Annotated in this window: 11 protein-coding genes; 5 read left to right on the top strand and 6 right to left on the bottom strand. The window is 40.9% G+C overall.

Annotated elements, in window-relative coordinates:
• Window positions 1–75: 75 nt before the first annotated feature.
• The gene (gene polA / locus JMN32_RS08255; RefSeq protein ID WP_202855835.1) at window positions 76–2,874 is read left to right on the top strand and encodes a DNA polymerase I; all 2,799 of its coding nucleotides are present in this window, start codon (window positions 76–78) and stop codon (window positions 2,872–2,874) included.
• A gap of 19 nt (window positions 2,875–2,893) precedes the next feature.
• On the top strand, window positions 2,894–3,844 hold the full coding sequence (locus JMN32_RS08260) for a threonine ammonia-lyase (protein ID WP_202855836.1): 951 nt from the start codon (window positions 2,894–2,896) through the stop codon (window positions 3,842–3,844).
• A 388-nt stretch (window positions 3,845–4,232) separates the two neighbouring features.
• Here JMN32_RS08260 and JMN32_RS08270 read toward each other — a convergent pair whose 3' ends face one another.
• The 3 genes from JMN32_RS08270 to JMN32_RS08280 form a co-directional block, all read right to left on the bottom strand.
• Window positions 4,233–6,455, bottom strand: coding sequence for a M1 family metallopeptidase (locus JMN32_RS08270; protein WP_202855838.1), 2,223 nt, complete (start codon window positions 6,453–6,455; stop codon window positions 4,233–4,235).
• A gap of 171 nt (window positions 6,456–6,626) precedes the next feature.
• A complete protein-coding gene (locus JMN32_RS08275; protein ID WP_202855839.1) occupies window positions 6,627–8,855 on the bottom strand; it encodes a M1 family metallopeptidase in 2,229 nt (742 codons plus the stop codon).
• A gap of 12 nt (window positions 8,856–8,867) precedes the next feature.
• Complete coding sequence (locus JMN32_RS08280) at window positions 8,868–9,455, bottom strand: HupE/UreJ family protein (protein WP_202855840.1); 588 nt, start codon at window positions 9,453–9,455, stop codon at window positions 8,868–8,870.
• 68 nt (window positions 9,456–9,523) lie between these two features.
• On the opposite strand from JMN32_RS08280, the gene JMN32_RS08285 reads away from it, so the two are divergent.
• A complete protein-coding gene (locus JMN32_RS08285) occupies window positions 9,524–10,012 on the top strand; it encodes a DUF6702 family protein (RefSeq protein WP_202855841.1) in 489 nt (162 codons plus the stop codon).
• A 189-nt stretch (window positions 10,013–10,201) separates the two neighbouring features.
• Complete coding sequence (locus tag JMN32_RS08290; protein ID WP_202855842.1) at window positions 10,202–13,189, top strand: CHAT domain-containing protein; 2,988 nt, start codon at window positions 10,202–10,204, stop codon at window positions 13,187–13,189.
• Here the strand turns inward: JMN32_RS08290 and JMN32_RS08295 are convergent.
• On the bottom strand, window positions 13,184–13,891 hold the full coding sequence (locus tag JMN32_RS08295; RefSeq protein WP_202855843.1) for a hypothetical protein: 708 nt from the start codon (window positions 13,889–13,891) through the stop codon (window positions 13,184–13,186). The genes JMN32_RS08290 and JMN32_RS08295 overlap by 6 nt on opposite strands.
• A 1-nt stretch (window position 13,892) precedes the next feature.
• Entirely contained in the window at window positions 13,893–14,504 is a 612-nt protein-coding gene (locus tag JMN32_RS08300; protein ID WP_202855844.1) for an RNA polymerase sigma factor, read from the bottom strand.
• Window positions 14,505–14,635: 131 nt separating this feature from the next.
• Between JMN32_RS08300 and JMN32_RS08305 the strand changes: the two genes are divergently transcribed.
• Window positions 14,636–16,675, top strand: coding sequence for a PKD domain-containing protein (locus JMN32_RS08305; RefSeq protein WP_202855845.1), 2,040 nt, complete (start codon window positions 14,636–14,638; stop codon window positions 16,673–16,675).
• Between the two features lie 58 nt (window positions 16,676–16,733).
• On the opposite strand, the gene thpR is transcribed toward JMN32_RS08305, so the two are convergent.
• A complete protein-coding gene (gene thpR, locus JMN32_RS08310) occupies window positions 16,734–17,288 on the bottom strand; it encodes an RNA 2',3'-cyclic phosphodiesterase (RefSeq protein WP_202855846.1) in 555 nt (184 codons plus the stop codon).
• Between the last annotated feature and the right edge of the window lie 36 nt (window positions 17,289–17,324).

A 17,324-nucleotide genomic window follows, 5' to 3' on the forward strand; every position in this document is an offset into this window, starting at 1 on the left:
CCATAACTTTGATCGCTGAAAAAGTCACTTTTAATTTTTATCATCTTATAATTTCAATTGCATACCTTTACGAGCATGAGCAAACCTGAAAAAAAGTTATTTCTCCTTGATGCCTACGCACTTATTTACAGAGCCCATTTTGCTTTCAGCAAAAACCCAAGAATCAGTTCTAAGGGGGTGAATACTGGCGTAATGTTCGGTTTTATGAATACTCTCTTAGAGGTGTTGCAAAAGCAGAAGCCTACACATATAGCAGTTGCTTTTGATACCTCTGCTCCTACGTTCAGGCATGAGCAATTTGCGGAGTATAAAGCTCATCGGGAAGAAACACCTGAAGATATAAAGACTGGGATTCCGGTGGTTAAGGATATTGTAAGGGCATTTAATATCCCTGTAATTGAGCTGGATGGATATGAAGCAGATGATATAATTGGTACCTTGGCTAAAAAAGCTGGCGAAGCAGGGTTTGAGGTGTTTATGATGACGCCAGACAAGGATTTTGGACAGTTAGTGGATGAGCATGTTTACTTATATAAACCTGCTTATATGGGCAATGCGGTAGATGTACTTGGAGTACCAGAGGTACTGGAGAAATGGAACATAGAACGTGTTGATCAGGTAAAGGATATGCTGGGTTTGCAGGGAGATGCTGCCGATAATATTCCTGGGATTCCGGGTATTGGGCCAAAGACAGCGGCAAAACTTATCAAAGAATTTGGATCAGTGGAAGAGCTGGTAGCCAATGTGGATAAGCTCAAGGGTAAGCAAAAGGAAAACGTAGAAACTTACGGGCAGCAAGGAGTACTTTCAAAAGAGTTGGCAACCATTAATACGGAAGTGCCTATAGAGTTTAATGAGAAGGAACTGCTTTATGAAGGCCCTGATGAAGAAAAGCTGAAGCCAATATGCGAAGAGCTTGAATTCAAGACGATCATGAAGCGCATATTCGGAGAGGAGGCATCAGGTAAAACTGCACCATTATCTTCAGGTCAACTTTCGATGTTCAGTGATGAAAGTAAGGCTACCATTGATGCAAATGAGACCGTTGCTGTTGAAAAGGGAAGTATCAAATCAGTTGAACATGATTATCATCTGATCACTTCAGCAGAAAAGAGAAAAGAATTGATAGAGTTTCTGCAAAAGCAGGAAGAATTTTGCTTTGATACAGAAACCACGGACATAGATGCTGTGGAGGCGGAGGTCGTGGGACTCGCGTTTTCCTATGTTAAAGGTGAAGCCTACTATGTGGCACTTGCGGAAAGCTTTGAAGAGTCCAAGGCAATATTGCAGGAGTTTAAACCTGTGATGGAAAATGAGAAAGTTGCCAAGATAGGCCAAAACGTTAAGTATGATATTCTTGTGCTAAAGAAATATGGTATACATGTGAAAGGGAAGATATTTGATACCATGTTAGCACATTATGTTATTGAGCCAGAAATGCCTCATAACATGGATGCCATTGCGGAGCAATACCTGAACTATACATGTGTGCCGATTACTGCTGTTTTAGGAGCTAAAGGCAAGCAACAGAGGAATATGCGTGATATTGCACCTAAAGATATAGTGGAGTATGCAGGAGAGGATGCTGATATAACGCTGCAGCTAAAGCAGGTGCTGTCCGAGCAACTTAAAAAGGAGGAAAAACTAGTCAGCCTCCTTGATAAAGTTGAGTACCCGTTGGCTTATGTGCTTTCGGATATGGAGTTTGAAGGTGTAAGAATAGATGAGGGTGCATTGAAGCAGATGTCTGCTGAACTTCAGGAGGCTAGCGTGCAGGCTCAGGAAGAAATATTTAAAATAGCCGGATGTGAGTTTAATATAGCATCTCCAAAACAGTTGGGTGAGGTTTTGTTTGATAGACTGAAGCTCATGGAAAAACCTAAAAAGACCAAATCAGGACAGTATGCTACAGGTGAAGAAATTCTTAGCAGGCTGGCTGCAGAGCATGATATAGCAAGGAAAATACTTGAATTTAGAGAGTATCAAAAACTCAAGTCTACTTACGTGGATGCATTGCCTAAAATGATCAGTGCGAGTGATGGCAGAGTTCATACTGATTATGGGCAGGCTGTAGCAGCAACGGGTAGGTTGAGCTCTAATAACCCGAACCTTCAGAATATTCCAATAAGAACTGAGAAGGGGAGAGAAATCAGAAAGGCATTTGTTCCAAGAGATGAGAATCATGTGCTGCTGTCAGCAGATTATTCACAGATCGAACTTCGAATAGCGGCATCTTTTGCGCAAGATAAAGATATGATAGAGGCCTTTAAGAATGGCAGAGATATTCATGCTACTACAGCGGCAAAAGTTTTTAATGTTGCCCTTGAAGATGTTGATCCTAATATGAGACGGAAGGCTAAAGAAGTCAACTTCGGGATTATCTACGGAATATCGGCGTTTGGTTTATCTCAAAATCTTAACATTCCACGATCTGAGGCCAATGATATTATCAATGCTTATTTCAAAGAGTTTTCTTCCATCAAAAAGTATATGGATGACTCTGTTAATAAAGCTAAGGAACAGGGGTATGTGGAAACCATTATGGGCAGAAGAAGGTATCTTCGGGATATTAACTCCAGAAATGCCACTATGAGAGGCTATGCCGAACGAAATGCTATCAATGCCCCGATTCAGGGTAGTGCAGCAGATATCATCAAGGTAGCCATGGTTAACATTCACCAGTGGTTGAAGGAAGAGAAGCTTAGCACCAAAATGATATTGCAGGTGCATGATGAATTGATCTTCGATGTGCCTAAGGCTGAAGTTGAAAAGGTTAAGGAGAACGTGATCAGGCTTATGATGTCGGCCGTGAACCTGGAAGTGCCTTTGGAAGTGGAAGCTGGTGTAGGCGAAAACTGGTTAAAAGCACACTAAAATTTAGTTAATACATAATATGTCGAACATACCTGATCGGGAATCAATAATAGCAGCTCATGAAAGGGTTGCTCCATTTATTCACCGTACACCAGTTTATACTTGTGAAAGTTTAAATAAAATAACTGGCGCGAATCTATTTTTCAAATGTGAGAACTTTCAAAAAGTAGGCGCATTCAAGGCTCGAGGAGGAATGAACGCTATTCTTTCGCTCTCATCCGAAGAAAGGAAATCCGGTGTGGCCACACATTCTTCGGGCAACCATGCCCAAGCTGTGGCATTGGCTGCAAAAGAGAATGGCGTAAAAGCTTATATAGTAATGCCATCTAACTCCGCTACTGTAAAGAAAGCAGCCGTGTTAGGGTATGGTGCAGAACTGATTGAATGCGAACCTACATTACAGGCGCGAGAAGAAACTTTACAAACGGTTGTTGAAAAAACCGGGGCTACATTAGTCCACCCTTATGATGATCATCGAATCGTAGAGGGGCAAAGTACCGCTGCAAAAGAGTTGATCGAGGATGTTAATGAAAAGCTTGATTTTATTTTAACTCCGGTTGGAGGGGGAGGCATGCTAAGTGGGGCATCTTTAGCGGCACATTACTTTTCAACAGGAACTAAAGTTATTGGTTGTGAACCATCAGGTGCGGATGATGCATACCGCTCCTTCAAATCGAAGAAACTAGTGCCTCAGATCAATCCTCAAACCATTGCAGATGGTTTAAGAACTTCTCTTGGCAAAAAGCCTTTTGAGATTATCATGAGACATACAGAGGATATTTTACTAGCAGATGATGCTGAAACTATAGCTGCTATGCAGATGATCTGGGAGAGAATGAAAATAGTAGTAGAGAGCTCTTCGTCAGTTCCTTTGGCTGCTTTGATTAGAAATAAGGATCAGTTTGCTGGTAAAAATGTAGGGATTGTTATCAGTGGGGGTAATGTAGATTTGAAAGAGTTACCTTTTTAAGTTGCTTTTAGGAGAAAAAAGCACATTAACACCAAATATAAGTTCCGGTGATTTGCGAAATAATAGTTTACTCTATTGAGGCAGCTCTTAAAGCTCAGAAAGGAAGATCTGATTGTATAGAGTTATGTGATAATCCGGGAGAAGGAGGGGCCATAGTACGGGGTTTCTGTTGCGTATAGCTGACTCGGAGAAGATCAAAGGAGTTCGAGCGACTGTGGAATCAATAAAATAAGTGCTTTGTGGCATATGTTTAGCTCTAAGTTTTGATCAGGAGATAATTCCTTATGGATATATACCAGAGATAGGAGAAAGCGTTCTTATTGAGTCTGGTTTTATAAGATTAGTCGGTGGAGAGGTTTCCCCACCGACTAATAGTAGTACTATTTAATTAATTTACTTTCCGCTTAAATTTGTCGAACTTTGATGCATTTTCTCTTGGAGGGAAGGAGTTATCATCAGGGTTAGTATCGGCAGTTTCTTCATTGGGATCGAATTTGATTGAGGCGACTTCTTTTTCAAAGACAAAGACTTTAGTCACTTCTTTCTCATTCATTCTCCAGATTTCAGCAGGGATTCTCTCCGTACTTTTGCTTCCATCTGTAAAGGTAAATTCAACAATTAATGGAGTAACCAAGCCGCCTTTATTGGCAAACTTTACCTGATAGAGGTTCTTATCAGCAAACTTTTGCATGATCGCCTTATCATCTACCTTGTTCATAAATTCTCCATAATACCTTGGATCAGTTTCAACCAATGAGAACTCTTCAGGGCCATTGCTGAAATCCATAGCTTTGTTGTCTTCACCTTTAGCCGTAAGATCCCCTTTTTTCACCTTTTTGCCTTTGTTCTCTATATCGTTGCTTTCAGTTCTTAAGCGGAACCACTTTACCTCCTCAACTCCTACATCTACATGGTCGACGCTATAGAACCAGCCCTTCCAGAACCAGTCAAGATCAACAGCAGAGGCATCTTCCATACTTCTGAAAAAGTCAGCGGGCTTAGGGTGTTTGAATTTCCATCGGTTAGCATATTCTTTAAAAGCCGCATCGAATAGCTCAGGGCCCATTACCGTTTCTCGTAATACCGTTAGTGCAGCTGAAGGCTTACCATAGGCATTGTAACCGAACTGTACTACTTGTTCAGAGTTTGTCATGATAGGCCTGATATTGCTTTTATCTCCTTTCATGTATGTTACTATACCCTTAGGGGTACCCCATTCCAGGTCTAACTCAGGGTAACGTTCTCTTTTAGTTTCTTTTTCCAGAAACGTATTTAACCCTTCATCCATCCATGTCCATTGCCTTTCGTCTGAGTTAACGATCATTGGGAAATAATTATGTCCCACTTCGTGAACGATAACGCTTACCATGCCATCGCGGAGTCTTTCAGAAATCACTCCGTTTCTTGGTCTTCCAAAGTTGAAGCAGATCATTGGATATTCCATGCCTTGGTTTGCAGCATTTACAGAAATGGCAACAGGATAGGGGTAATCAAATGTCCTTGCAGAGTACACTTCAAGGGTGTTTTTAACAGCTTTTGTGGATTCAGCCCAAAGCGGATTTCCTTCTTTCGGGTAAAATGACATAGCCAAAGGTGTATTAGTCTCCAATTTCACTGCCTGGGCATCCCAGATATACTTTCTTGATGAGGCGAATGCAAAATCTCTTACATTCTTTGCCGCAAATTTCCAGGTCTTGGTTTTTGTGGCTTTGTTTTTCTCATTAGCAATTGCTTCTTCCTCTGTTACGATGAACACCGGGGCTTCATAGCTTTTCCTGGCTTGCTCAAGTCGTTCATATTGTGTTTTTGTAAGTACTTCCTTAGCATTGGTAAGTTCACCGGTAGCAGCTACAATGTGATCTGCTGGCACGGTTATATTCACCTGATAGTCTCCGAATACAAGTGCAAACTCTCCTCTTCCTATGAATTGCTTGTTTTGCCACCCCTCATAGTCGTCATAAACAGCCATACGCGGAAACCACTGTGCACATGTATAAGCATAGTTATCGTCGGCAGGGAAATACTCATACCCTCCACGGCCGTCAATCGTCATTCTGTCATAGATGTTGTATGACCAGTCTATGGAAAATGTAAAAGTATCCCCTTTTTTCATTGGCTGAGGCAGGTCGATGCGCATCATAGTACGGTTGATGATATGCGTCAATGGCTTACCAGCTTCATCTTTTACAGCTTTAATTTTATAGCCTCCCTCATAATCTGCAGAAGCCATTTGCGATTGGAAGGATTTCGTAGCAGTAGAATCTTTGATTTCACCTGTTTTGGTTTGTGAGTTAAGATTCCCACTTGCTCTTACATTCTGGTCTAGCTGTACCCAAAGGTAGGTAAGTACATCTGGAGAGTTATTGTAGTATTTTATGGTTTCCGAACCAGTCAAAATTTGTTTCTTGTCATCTATGGCAACATCTATTTTATAGTCAGCCTGCTGCTGCCAGTAATTAACCCCGGGTGCTCCGGAGCCGGTCCTGTATGAATTTGGTGTAGGTAACTGCTGGCCCAACTGCTCAAACTTCTGCCCCCATTCTTCTTGCGCAAATGTGGTATTGATAAATAGAAAAGTAAGAAGCAGCAAAAAAACGCTTTTGTTTCTCATCTTATTGATATTATAGTTTGTCGAATAACACGCTAATCTAAATCATTTAGTCGAACGGTTAGTTCCTAATTGTACTAATTATGTTTAAAACTTTTACAAATGGTCTTAAAATGTGCCGGAATAAAAAAAGCCCCTGATTTTCAGAGGCTTTTTTGTAATTGTAGAGCTATATTATTTCCCCTTTTTGTCCTTAAATTCATCAAACTTAGATGGAACTTCAGTTCTTGGGAATATATTATCTTCAACATCAGTGTCAGCTGTTTCTTCTTTAGGGTCCAGTACCACATTGGTTACCTCTTTATTAAAAACAAACACCTTACTAACTTTCTCTTCGTTCATTCTCCATATTTCTGCAGGTATTTTCTCTATGGTTTTTGATCCGTCAGCAAAAGTAAATTCGACGATTATCGGCATTACTAATCCACCTTCGTTTCTGAAAGTTACCTGATACAGATTTTTATCAACGAATTTTTGAATGATGGCTTTATCATCAACACGGTTCATGAACTCACCATAATATCTAGGATCAGTCTCTACCAGTGAAAACTCTTCCGGACCATTGCTGAAGTCCATAGCCTTTCCTTCGCCTTCTTTGGCGGTAAGGTCACCCTTTTTAACTTTCTTTCCTTTGTTTTCTATATCCGATTCCTCTGTTCTCAGTTTAAACCATTTCACCTCATCAACAGCTATATCAACATGGTCAGTAGTATAGAACCAGCCTTTCCAGAACCAATCCAAATCGACAGCAGAGGCGTCTTCCATACTTCTGAAGAAGTCAGCAGGTTTAGGGTGCTTGAAAGCCCATCTTTGAGCATACTCTTTAAAAGCAGCATCAAATAGCTCAGGTCCCATGATAGTTTCTCTAAGTATGCTTAGTGCCGTTGCAGGTTTGGCGTATGCATTGTTTCCAAATTGCATGATTTGCTCAGAGTTTGTCATGATAGGTCTAATAAAAGCCTTATCACCCTTCATATAATCTACAATGCCTTTGGCAGGTCCTCTTCTTGATGGGAAGTCGTCATACTGCTCCTGCTCAGTTCTGTATTGAACAAATGTATTCAAACCTTCATCCATCCACGTCCACTGTCTCTCATCCGAATTGATGATCATAGGGAAGAAATTGTGACCTACTTCATGAATAATTACCCCAATCATTCTGTATTTGGTAATATCCGAGTATGTGCCATCTTCATTAGGGCGGCCAAAGTTAAAGCAGATCATTGGGTATTCCATACCTATTGATGCTGAGTGTACTGATATTGCCTTAGGATATGGATAATCGATGGTATACTTAGAGTAAGTTTCTAAAGTATTCTTTACTGCTTTGGTAGACTCTTGCTCCCACAGGGGGTTTCCTTCTTTGGGGTAATAAGACATCGCCATTGGTGTTTTATTTCCAATTTTTACAGCTTGTGCGTCCCAGATGAATTTCCTTGAGGTAGCAAAGGCGAAATCCCTTACATTATCAGCATGGAAAACCCAGGTAGATTTTTTGTTTGATTTTGATTTTTCTCTTTCGATAGCCTCTGCCTGAGTAGCGATGATCACCGGTTTGTCAAAAGACTTCTCAGCCTGTTCCAGCCTTTCTATTTGCTGCTTTGAAAGTACATCTTTAGGGTTTTGCAGCGTACCTGTAGAAGCTACAATGTGATCAGAAGGAACAGTGATCTTAACCTTATAATCTCCAAAAGGTAAGGCAAACTCGCCACGGCCGAGGAACTGTTTGTTTTGCCATCCCTCATAGTCGTCATAAACCGCCATTCTAGGGAAGAACTGAGCAATGGTGTAAAGGTAATTATCGTCTTTAGGAAAATACTCCAATCCACTTCTTCCGCCTAGCTGCATTCTGTCGTTTATATTATAACTCCACTCAACGCCGAAAGTGAAGGAATCACCTGACTTTAATGGTTGAGGAATGTCAACACGCATCATGGTTTTGTTGATGATGTAAGGCAGTGTTTTTCCCGCTGCATCAGTCACGGATTTAATTTTAAACCCACCATCATAATCTGTTATACCTAGACCCTGTGTCGCAAACTTTGCAGGTATTGAATCTCTGATAGAAGTTTCTTGTATTTTATATGTATTAGTGCCGGATTCACGAACATTTTGATCCAACTGTACCCACAAGTATCTCAATACATCAGGTGAGTTATTGATATAGGTTATTTTTTCTTTCCCGGTGACACTTTGGTTTTTGTCGTCTAATTCAACATCAATCTCGTAATTGGCTTGCTGTTGCCAATATGCTTTTCCCGGAGCTCCTGATCCGGTTCTGTATTCATTTGGAGTTGGAAGGTCAGTGCCCAATTGCTCAAACTTACCTTCCCATTGTTTTTCCTGTGCTAAGGAAAAATGAAAAGGTAGCAGTACTGCCAAGCTTAAAATTACTCTCTTCATTCGGTTAAAAATTTAATTCAAAAAATTCGTTTCTACTATCAACATTAGGGCAATACCAGCGGTGGCTGAGGAAATGACCATTCGCCAGTCCCTCTTTTTAACACCGAAAATATCAACCAATATAAAACTAATTATAAGGAAAACGGCAACTATTATTATTTGGCCTACTTCTAAGCCAATGTTAAAGGCTAATAGCGGGGATGCAATGGACTTTTCCTGCCCCAGAATGCTTCTTAAAAAGTTGGAAAACCCTAATCCATGGATCAGCCCGAAGAATAGCGCCAGCAAATAGTTGGTCTGTATTTTGCTTGACTGTATGGAGCGTTCCTTTTTTAGCAAGTTTGAAAATGCCGTAAGGAAAATAGTAACAGGAATAAGGAATTCTATCAGGTCACTATCAAAGTTAACGAGCCGTAAGGTGGCTAACGCTAAAGTGATGGAATGGCCAATGGTGAAGGCTGTAACGAGAATAAGCACACGTTTCCAGTCTTGAAGTAAGTATATAGTACAAAGAGCAATGACAAAAAGGATATGGTCATAACCGTTTACATCCAGGATGTGATCAATTCCCAGCTCAAAATATAATCCAAATTCCGACATAAATGATTAATTGTTTTAGGACCCAAGTTTACTCTATATTTGTGAGACTTGTCAAATTATTTATACCAATGCGTAAGTATTTCATGTTAGTGGCGGTGATTTTTTTATCGTCTTTTAAGCATCCTATCCATGTGAGTGTGTGCGACATAGAGTTTGATAAAGAGCGAAATGCTCTTGAAATCGTTCAGCGCATATTTCTGGATGACCTTGAACTGGCTGTCAGAAACCAACAGGGTGATCAAATGATTGATCTGTTAAGCCCAAAAGGTACAACTACAGATAACCTGGTGAAAGCTTACCTGAAAGCTCATTTTAAAATTTCAGTGAATAATAAAGCTGAAACATATAGCTATTTGGGCCATGAAGTGGAGGGGGATGCATTATACGCTTATATGGAAATTGAAAAAGTAAAGAAGTTAAACTCAATCCAGGTGTATAGTGCTATACTTACACGCGAACATGACGATCAGGTTAACCTGGTGCACGTGGAAGTTGATAAGAAGATCAAAAGCCTAAAGCTTACCAATAGCAATAAAACGGATCAATTGGAATATTAAAAGGTAAGAGGGGTGCCTATCTGGAGGAGTCCCCTCTTGGAACTATTACTATTTGCTTTAATTTCTTTTTGTATCGATTCTTAATCTATTATTAGGTTTAGTTTATATCTGCCTTGAAAAGGATAGTTTTTATCCTGATGCATATTTTGTTATTTTGTTTTAATCTATCACAAAATAAAGTTGTAAACAGTGCATCATCGTTTTTTTCAGTACAGCTCTTCATGTCTCAAATTAGTTAGCTTAAGTTTCATTGTATTTGTTTCTGTTGTTCAAAGCCTTCACGCTCAAAAGCAACTCTCTGCTGAGGAGGCATTTCAGCTTGGGCAGCAAAAACAGGATAGTAGCATTTACTATTATGACCAGGCCTATAGAATCTCTAAAAGTAATGGCGACACAGTCTTTCTTTTAAAATCTTTAAATGCATGGGGACAGGAGAAGCTCAGAAGAGGGGATTTTAAAGACGTAAGAACTCTTTTAGGGCAACAGCTGGACAGCATTGACTATCATCAAAATTTTGGAAGGGAGTACTATGATGTGCTAAAAACTTACAACTATTCCCTTAGGGCATTAAATGCTTATCTGCCTGTATTCCAATCTGTTAATAAGTTGATAGAGATAAATCCAAAGGTTCATGGTAAAGACGATAAGGAGATGGTGGACTTGCTGATGACGAAAGGGTTGATGCTTGGTAACCTGGGTATCCGCGATGAGGCCAGGGAAAATCTGCAGGAATCATTAAACCTGAGTATTAAGCTCTATGGAGAAAATAGTATGGAGACCGCCGAGATTTATAATAACATTGGTTTGGTTTTCAGGTCAATGAATGATTATGACGCAGCGATGCTCTACTATTCCAAGACCTACGATATTGTAAATGAGCTTCAGCCAGAAAATTATTATGTACTGTCGATAATAAAAAATAATATCAGTCGGATATATGATCAGCAAGGGGAACCTGAAAAGGCATTGAAACTAGTCAATGAAGCGATTGCCTTAAATGAGAGGTCAGGGCAGGATAACCCCAGTCTTTTGAATAACCGCGGTCTGATATTGTTGAGCTTGAAGGACTACAAGGGTGCCTTAAAAAATTACATGGAGGCTTTGTCCATGCGCCAAGAAAGCATGCCTGAAAATCACCCTCAGATTGCGTATTCTTATGAGTTGATCGGGAAGGTTAATTTAAAGTTGGGCAAAATTGATGCATCGGAAAAGAGTTTTCTGAAGGCTCTTGAAATCCTTGAATCAGGAGAAACTCAGTCATGGGACCTGTATTTTACCTATATGGGATTGGGCGATGTGGCTATGGCTAAAGGAGTGCCTGAGCAGGCTATTAAATATTATAATAAGGCTATAGGCTATTTTTTCCCTTCCTTCGAACCGGAAGAACTCTGGCAAAATCCGGATATTCAATTTGCTCCATATAACTATGGCGGAGTTGTGATTTCTGAGGCGCTGATTAGGAAAGGGGATGCGCTGTTGGCCATGCAGACAGGTGATTCCGGTGTGGCTACCGTTGAGAGGGCTTTAGCCTGTTATATGACTGCCTTAGAGTCTTTTAAAAAGCAGATCAATGCAGCTACTTCAGAAGGTATTAAGTTTGCCCTTTCTGAAACAGGGCAAGATATTTATTCCGGTGCGCTCAATGCCGCGCAAAAGCTGTATACTCAGACAGGAGAGAAAAAATACATTGAGAAAGCATTTGAAATCATAGAGGCAAATAAAGCTTATGTTTTGTACCAGAACCTTCATGCCATACCTGCAAGTGAGAAATTGCTGCCAGATGAGTTGAGGAGTAAATACGCTATATTGGCGAAGAAAATTGAGAATCATAAAAAGAATTATATCGACCTGAAGAAGGAGGGGGAAAGTGTAACTGACGTCAGAGACTCTATCATTTCAGCAGAAAAGGAACTCGACGAACTGAATATACTGGTGAGAAGAAAATATCCTCGCTATTTCAACTACAAGGTTAACGTGTCGCAAACAGACCTGACGGGGTTTCAGTCTCTTTTATCCAGTAATGCACTTGCCATTCAGTATTATGAGGGCAAAGAAGGCTACTATGTATTGGCCATGTCCTCAGTCAAAGCGGACTTTAAGTATCTTAATAAGATTTCGCCGGATCAACTGGTCTTGGAAAATGCTGACCTTGAACATTATAAAAAAGCAGGTTATGAGGCGTATGATCAATTGGTTAAACCACTTATCGATGAATTTCCAGGGATTGAACATTTGATAATCATGCCGGATGGAAAACTCAATGAAATTCCTTTTGAGGCGTTACTTACCAGAGAGGCAGGTCAAACGGCTACATTTTCGACGCTTCCTTATTTAATCAGAACACATCTTGTTAGTTATCATTTCTCAGCGAGTTTGATCACATTAAATTCTCAAAGTATCGTTGAAGATACCGAGAACAGGATGTTGGCTTATGCTCCCACATTTAGCAAGAGCTCAGGTCCGCTACTGACTTCCAGAAGTGCTAATGATAGTGCCCTTGTTATGAACCTGCCCTTACTTCCTAAGGCGGAAAAAGAGGCAACTCAAGTGGCAGTGCTGTACGGTACGCAGGCAAAAACCGGAGGTCAGGCCACAGAAGCAGACTTTAAAAAGTATGCGCCTCAGGCAGGGATAATACACCTGGCATCGCATGCAATAATAGATCACGAGAATCCGCTTTATTCCAAGCTGGTGTTTTCGCCGGGTAAAGATACCGTTGAGGATGGATTGCTTCATACTTATGAGCTGTACAACATGTCATTGAAAGCAGATCTGGTTAGTTTAAGCGCCTGTAATACGGGGGTAGGGAAGTATTACACCGGGGAAGGCCCCATGAGCCTGGCTCGTGGCTTTATGTATGCCGGTGCGCCCAATGTGATGATGAGCCTTTGGTCGGTTCCAGACCAGTCTACTTCTATAATTATGCAGGATTTTTATGCTTACCTGAAGCAGGGATATTCTAAAGCAGAGGCCCTCCACAAGGCTAAACTAGATTATCTGGAATCTGCCGATGCATATACGGCGGCTCCCTATTTCTGGAGTGGTTTTGTCTATATCGGCAACCTGCCCGAAGAGTTAAATACCGGTCGATATATTTATGTGGGAGGGGGTGTATTGCTGGTTTTTATCGCTATGTTCTTCATTTATGTCAGAAGGAAACGCAAAGCACAGCTATAGCTGATCCAATAGTTCAGAAGCTTCCTTTGAATAACTGCTTTGCGAAGCTATGATTAGTTTCAATTGGGTTCGGGCTTCCTTGATATTTTCGTTTTTTAAGTGGGTCAGGGCCAAATACCATTGAGCGGGCTCATAGAATCTGGACTTTTCTTCCACTTGACGTAAATAGGTAATGGCATCGGCGCTCTTATCGAGGGCCAAATAAGTTTGAGCCAGATAAAATTTTACGGTATCGTTGTCCTGTTCTTCTTTGAGCTGTTTCAATAACTTATCCAAGGCAGCTGAGTACTGTTCCTGTTCGTAGTATGTAATGCCATCACCTGTAGTAGGGGCAGCAGACCTGCTTATTGGGTTCACTACATTTGGGTAAGGTAAATAGTACTCTTTATAAAGATCACCTTTATGACCATAAAACTGAAAAATGGAGTAGCCTAACCCCAGTGCAATGAACAAGGATGCTGCTACTTTCCATATAATTGGTTTAGGCTTTGCCTGATGCTTCTTTTCTCTGTCTTGTAATATTGCTTTCAGCCTTTGATGTCCATGCAATTCAATGCCTTTCCTGATATCCCTCATCAAATCCAGCTCTTCGGATAAGTATTGGTCTTTTTCGACCTGTTTTAGAAAAGCATTTTTTTCTCCGGGAGACATATCTCCAACCAGGTAGCGGTGTATCAAATCGGTATAATCTTTATCACTCATATTACAGGTCTTCCATATTAAACCGCTCGCTTATCATCTTTTTCAATTGATTGAAACATCGTAGCTTCTGAGATTTAACCACATGCTCATTTTTATAACCTAATCTGGAGGCAATAGCGTCCATGGTAAATTTGTCAAAGTAAAACATGCGCAAAATGGACTGGCATGGGTCTCCCATTTTGTTCATAACTTCGGCAATTATGTGCTGCCTTTCCGTAGCTTCAAAAGGGTCTTGCTCGCTATGATCGTGATCCAGCTGAGCAAGATCTTCGCTAGCAACCGTTTTAGAATTTTGACGAATTCTTTTTAAGGCGAGGTTTTTACCTATACCAAACAGATAAGTCTTCAAAGAACTGGAAAGCTCTTCAAGCTTGCCACTCTTTACATTATTGTAAAAAATTATGACAGCATCCTGAAAAACATCAGCACTTTCGTCTTCCTGCAGGCTATAATGATTGTAACACCAATGGAGAAACTCCTTTCGGTAATTATCATATAAGGCTATAATAGCCTGGTCATCACCAGCCTTGATTCTATCGACTACCTTCTGATCTATCAGATCCAATCTTTCTGACTCATTAATGTTTTTGAAAATTGATTTGTAAACATGCAAAGCACTTAAAATCGATTTAGAGCGCTATGCTGAAACAAATACATAATTTTTTTTATAAAAAAGTTTACAATTCTAAATACCACTGCATAAAGGCTGCTAAAACAATTTTAGAAACAAAAATGAAGAAAAATATGAAACTAAGTAAAAACAATTTTTTTAATGTCTTGGGAGGCTTGTTGTTAGCGGCAACGTTACTGGTTGGATGCGGGGACGATGATAGTGGGCCCACTCCTTCAGGGGCACTAAATGCTAATGCCGGGCCTGACCAGCTTGTATCGGTTGGTGATGCCGTTGTTTTAGATGGCAGTGGTTCGACGGATATAGATGGTGATCCATTTACTTTTCAATGGCAAATTATAAGCTCTCCTGCCGGCAGCACAGCTGCATTAAGCAATCCTACCTCTCCCGCTCCCGGATTTACCCCGGATGTTGTAGGCCCCTATACCATTGAGCTAACCATTGCCAATGAAAAAGGAAACAGCGCTGATGAGGTGACCATATCTGTTGAAGAGGCTATAGCACCTGAAGAAATAGGAGGTACACATAACACGGCTCTAACCCTGGTGAATAGAGTGTCCAACCCGAGGAAACCGGACTATATTGCCTCTACCAATGTGAATATGGGCGCCGATCTGATTATAGAACCCGGTGTAAAAATAGTATTCGGCAGTAATGTAGCACTTAACATTGGTTCATCAGGAGCCATACTGGCTGAAGGAACAGCCAGCGAACCTATTGTGATGACAGGCACAACGGAAAGCAATGGGTTTTGGAAAGGCGTTGGTGTTTTCTCCAGCGACGTCAGGAATGTAATGGACTTCGTTGAGGTGTATTATGGAGGGAGTACGGAATATGGTGTTGGTTTGTATGCCAGCTTTAATGTTGGTGTGGAAAATGGTGACAAGCTTAAGGTGACTAACTGTACAATCGGTCAAAGTAGCGAATATGGTTTATTTGTAGAGAATGGCGGTGAGCTCACTGGGTTTGCCAACAACACTTTCGAAAATAATGGAGGCATTCCATTGGCTATTGATGCTAACAATATGACTCAGATGGATGCGAATTCTTCATTTACAGGAAATGGTACTCAATACGTAGAACTTTTGGGTTCAACGCTCAGCCTGGGCACAGAGTCTGTCTGGAGAGCTTTTGCTGACGGAACACCCTATTGGGCAACCGGAAATATAAGGGTTGAAAGTGGATTAAAAGTTAATGAAGGTGTGGTTGTGGAGTTTGGTTCGGATTTGGCAATGCCTATAATAGGTACAGGTTATATCATTGCCAAGGGAACAGCATCAAACAGGGTTAAGTTTTTGGGCAAAGCTGGTGTAGCGGGTTCCTGGAGGGGTGTGCAGATCTTTACCAACGATACTAAAAATGAATTTGATTATGTAGAAATAGCGCATGGAGGTAGTAATGTACCCAGTGCAGGTCTATATGAGTTGGCCAACTTGTCAATAGAAAACGGTGACAGAGCCAAAGTGACCAATACCATTATTAGAGACGGCAATGGCTATGGGTTGTATGTGGAGAATGGTGGTGCTCTCGAGGCTTTTGCTAATAATGAGTTTAAAAATAATTCAGGAGTTGCTATGGCTCTGGACGCTAATCAGGTTCACCAGTTAGACGGAGCCACAACGTTCACTAACAATGGAGACAATAGTGTTGAGGTTTTGAGCTCTACTATGGAACATGGGGCAACGGAAGTGACCTGGGTAGCTTTGTCAAACCAAACACCTTACTTCCTTTCAGGCAATGTGGACATTGAGTCTGGACTGGTTGTAAATGCGGGCGCCAACTTTGAGGCAGGTACAGACGTGAGAATTACGGTTAGCGGAGATGGGTATTTAAGTGTAGAAGGGGCAGCTGCCAATAAGGTAAACTTCAGTGGTAAAACCAAAGCATCTGGAGCATGGAGAGGGATAGGGTTTTTTACCAATGACGTAAGAAACCTGATTAACCATGCAGTTATCAGACATGGAGGAAGTGCTGATTTGGGGATTGGGCTATATGCAAGGTTTAATGTAGGTGTTGAAAACGGGGATCAGTTAACCGTGACAAACTCAACAATCTCTGACAGTGCCGGATATGGTATATTTGCAGAGACTGGCTCAACACTGACAGCGTCAGGTAATACTTTTAGTAACAATACCTCAGGGAATACAAACTAAATAAGGAATAGGATTAATCTTACGAAAATGAGGCTGTCACTAAAGATTTGAGACAGCCTTATTTTTTAAGGTCAAATTCCCGATATACATCCCAACTTTTTCCATTATGCTTCAAAAGTGCAACCCGGTCTACCATGAATGAAGCGCCGAATTCTTTTCTTTCAAACTCCTTCCAGGCGTCAAAGAAAGCAGCTTTTTTAAGGTCACGAAACGCCAGTGTCATATGAGGATTAAAGCCCCGGTCTTTATATTCGGCGTTGAAGATATTCAGAGAAACTTTCATTTCTTTTTTAAGATCACTGTGTAGTACTTCCAGAGCGGGATGTTTTTGAATATCGATGTAAATAACCCGTGGTTTAAATGCTCCGAACCCTTGAAGAGAGAGGTCAAAGGCCTGTCGGTTATCCGTTACATTTTCCAGCGCAGCAAATATTTTATCCTCTTTGTTTTCATTCCATCGGAAGGGCATATGCAGCGTGATATGTGGAGGAGACTTAAGGGCAGCCTTTGAATTGTATTGCTCTGCCATGTGGAGTTTGAACTGCGTAATCTCACCATAGATGGGTTCTGGAGGTATGATGGCAATGAAATAGAGCTGCTTCTCGTTCTTCATGGTTTGTGAATGATAAGGGGCCACGCGTTTGTTGAT

The sequence above is a fragment of the Fulvivirga marina genome (genome assembly GCF_016775155.1).
Taxonomy (GTDB): domain Bacteria; phylum Bacteroidota; class Bacteroidia; order Cytophagales; family Cyclobacteriaceae; genus Fulvivirga; species Fulvivirga marina.

Bases quoted from the DNA above. Each gene is read 5' to 3' on its own strand.
- JMN32_RS08270 (WP_202855838.1), bottom strand. From the start codon at position 6,455: ATGAGAAACAAAAGCGTTTTTTTGCTGCTTCTTACTTTTCTATTTATC.
- JMN32_RS08280 (WP_202855840.1), bottom strand. From the start codon at position 9,455: ATGTCGGAATTTGGATTATATTTTGAGCTGGGAATTGATCACATCCTG.
- JMN32_RS08260 (WP_202855836.1), top strand. From the start codon at position 2,894: ATGTCGAACATACCTGATCGGGAATCAATAATAGCAGCTCATGAAAGG.
- JMN32_RS08285 (WP_202855841.1), top strand. From the start codon at position 9,524: ATGCGTAAGTATTTCATGTTAGTGGCGGTGATTTTTTTATCGTCTTTT.
- thpR (WP_202855846.1), bottom strand. From the start codon at position 17,288: ATGAAGAACGAGAAGCAGCTCTATTTCATTGCCATCATACCTCCAGAA.
- JMN32_RS08275 (WP_202855839.1), bottom strand. From the start codon at position 8,855: ATGAAGAGAGTAATTTTAAGCTTGGCAGTACTGCTACCTTTTCATTTT.
- polA (WP_202855835.1), top strand. From the start codon at position 76: ATGAGCAAACCTGAAAAAAAGTTATTTCTCCTTGATGCCTACGCACTT.
- JMN32_RS08305 (WP_202855845.1), top strand. From the start codon at position 14,636: ATGAAACTAAGTAAAAACAATTTTTTTAATGTCTTGGGAGGCTTGTTG.
- JMN32_RS08295 (WP_202855843.1), bottom strand. From the start codon at position 13,891: ATGAGTGATAAAGATTATACCGATTTGATACACCGCTACCTGGTTGGA.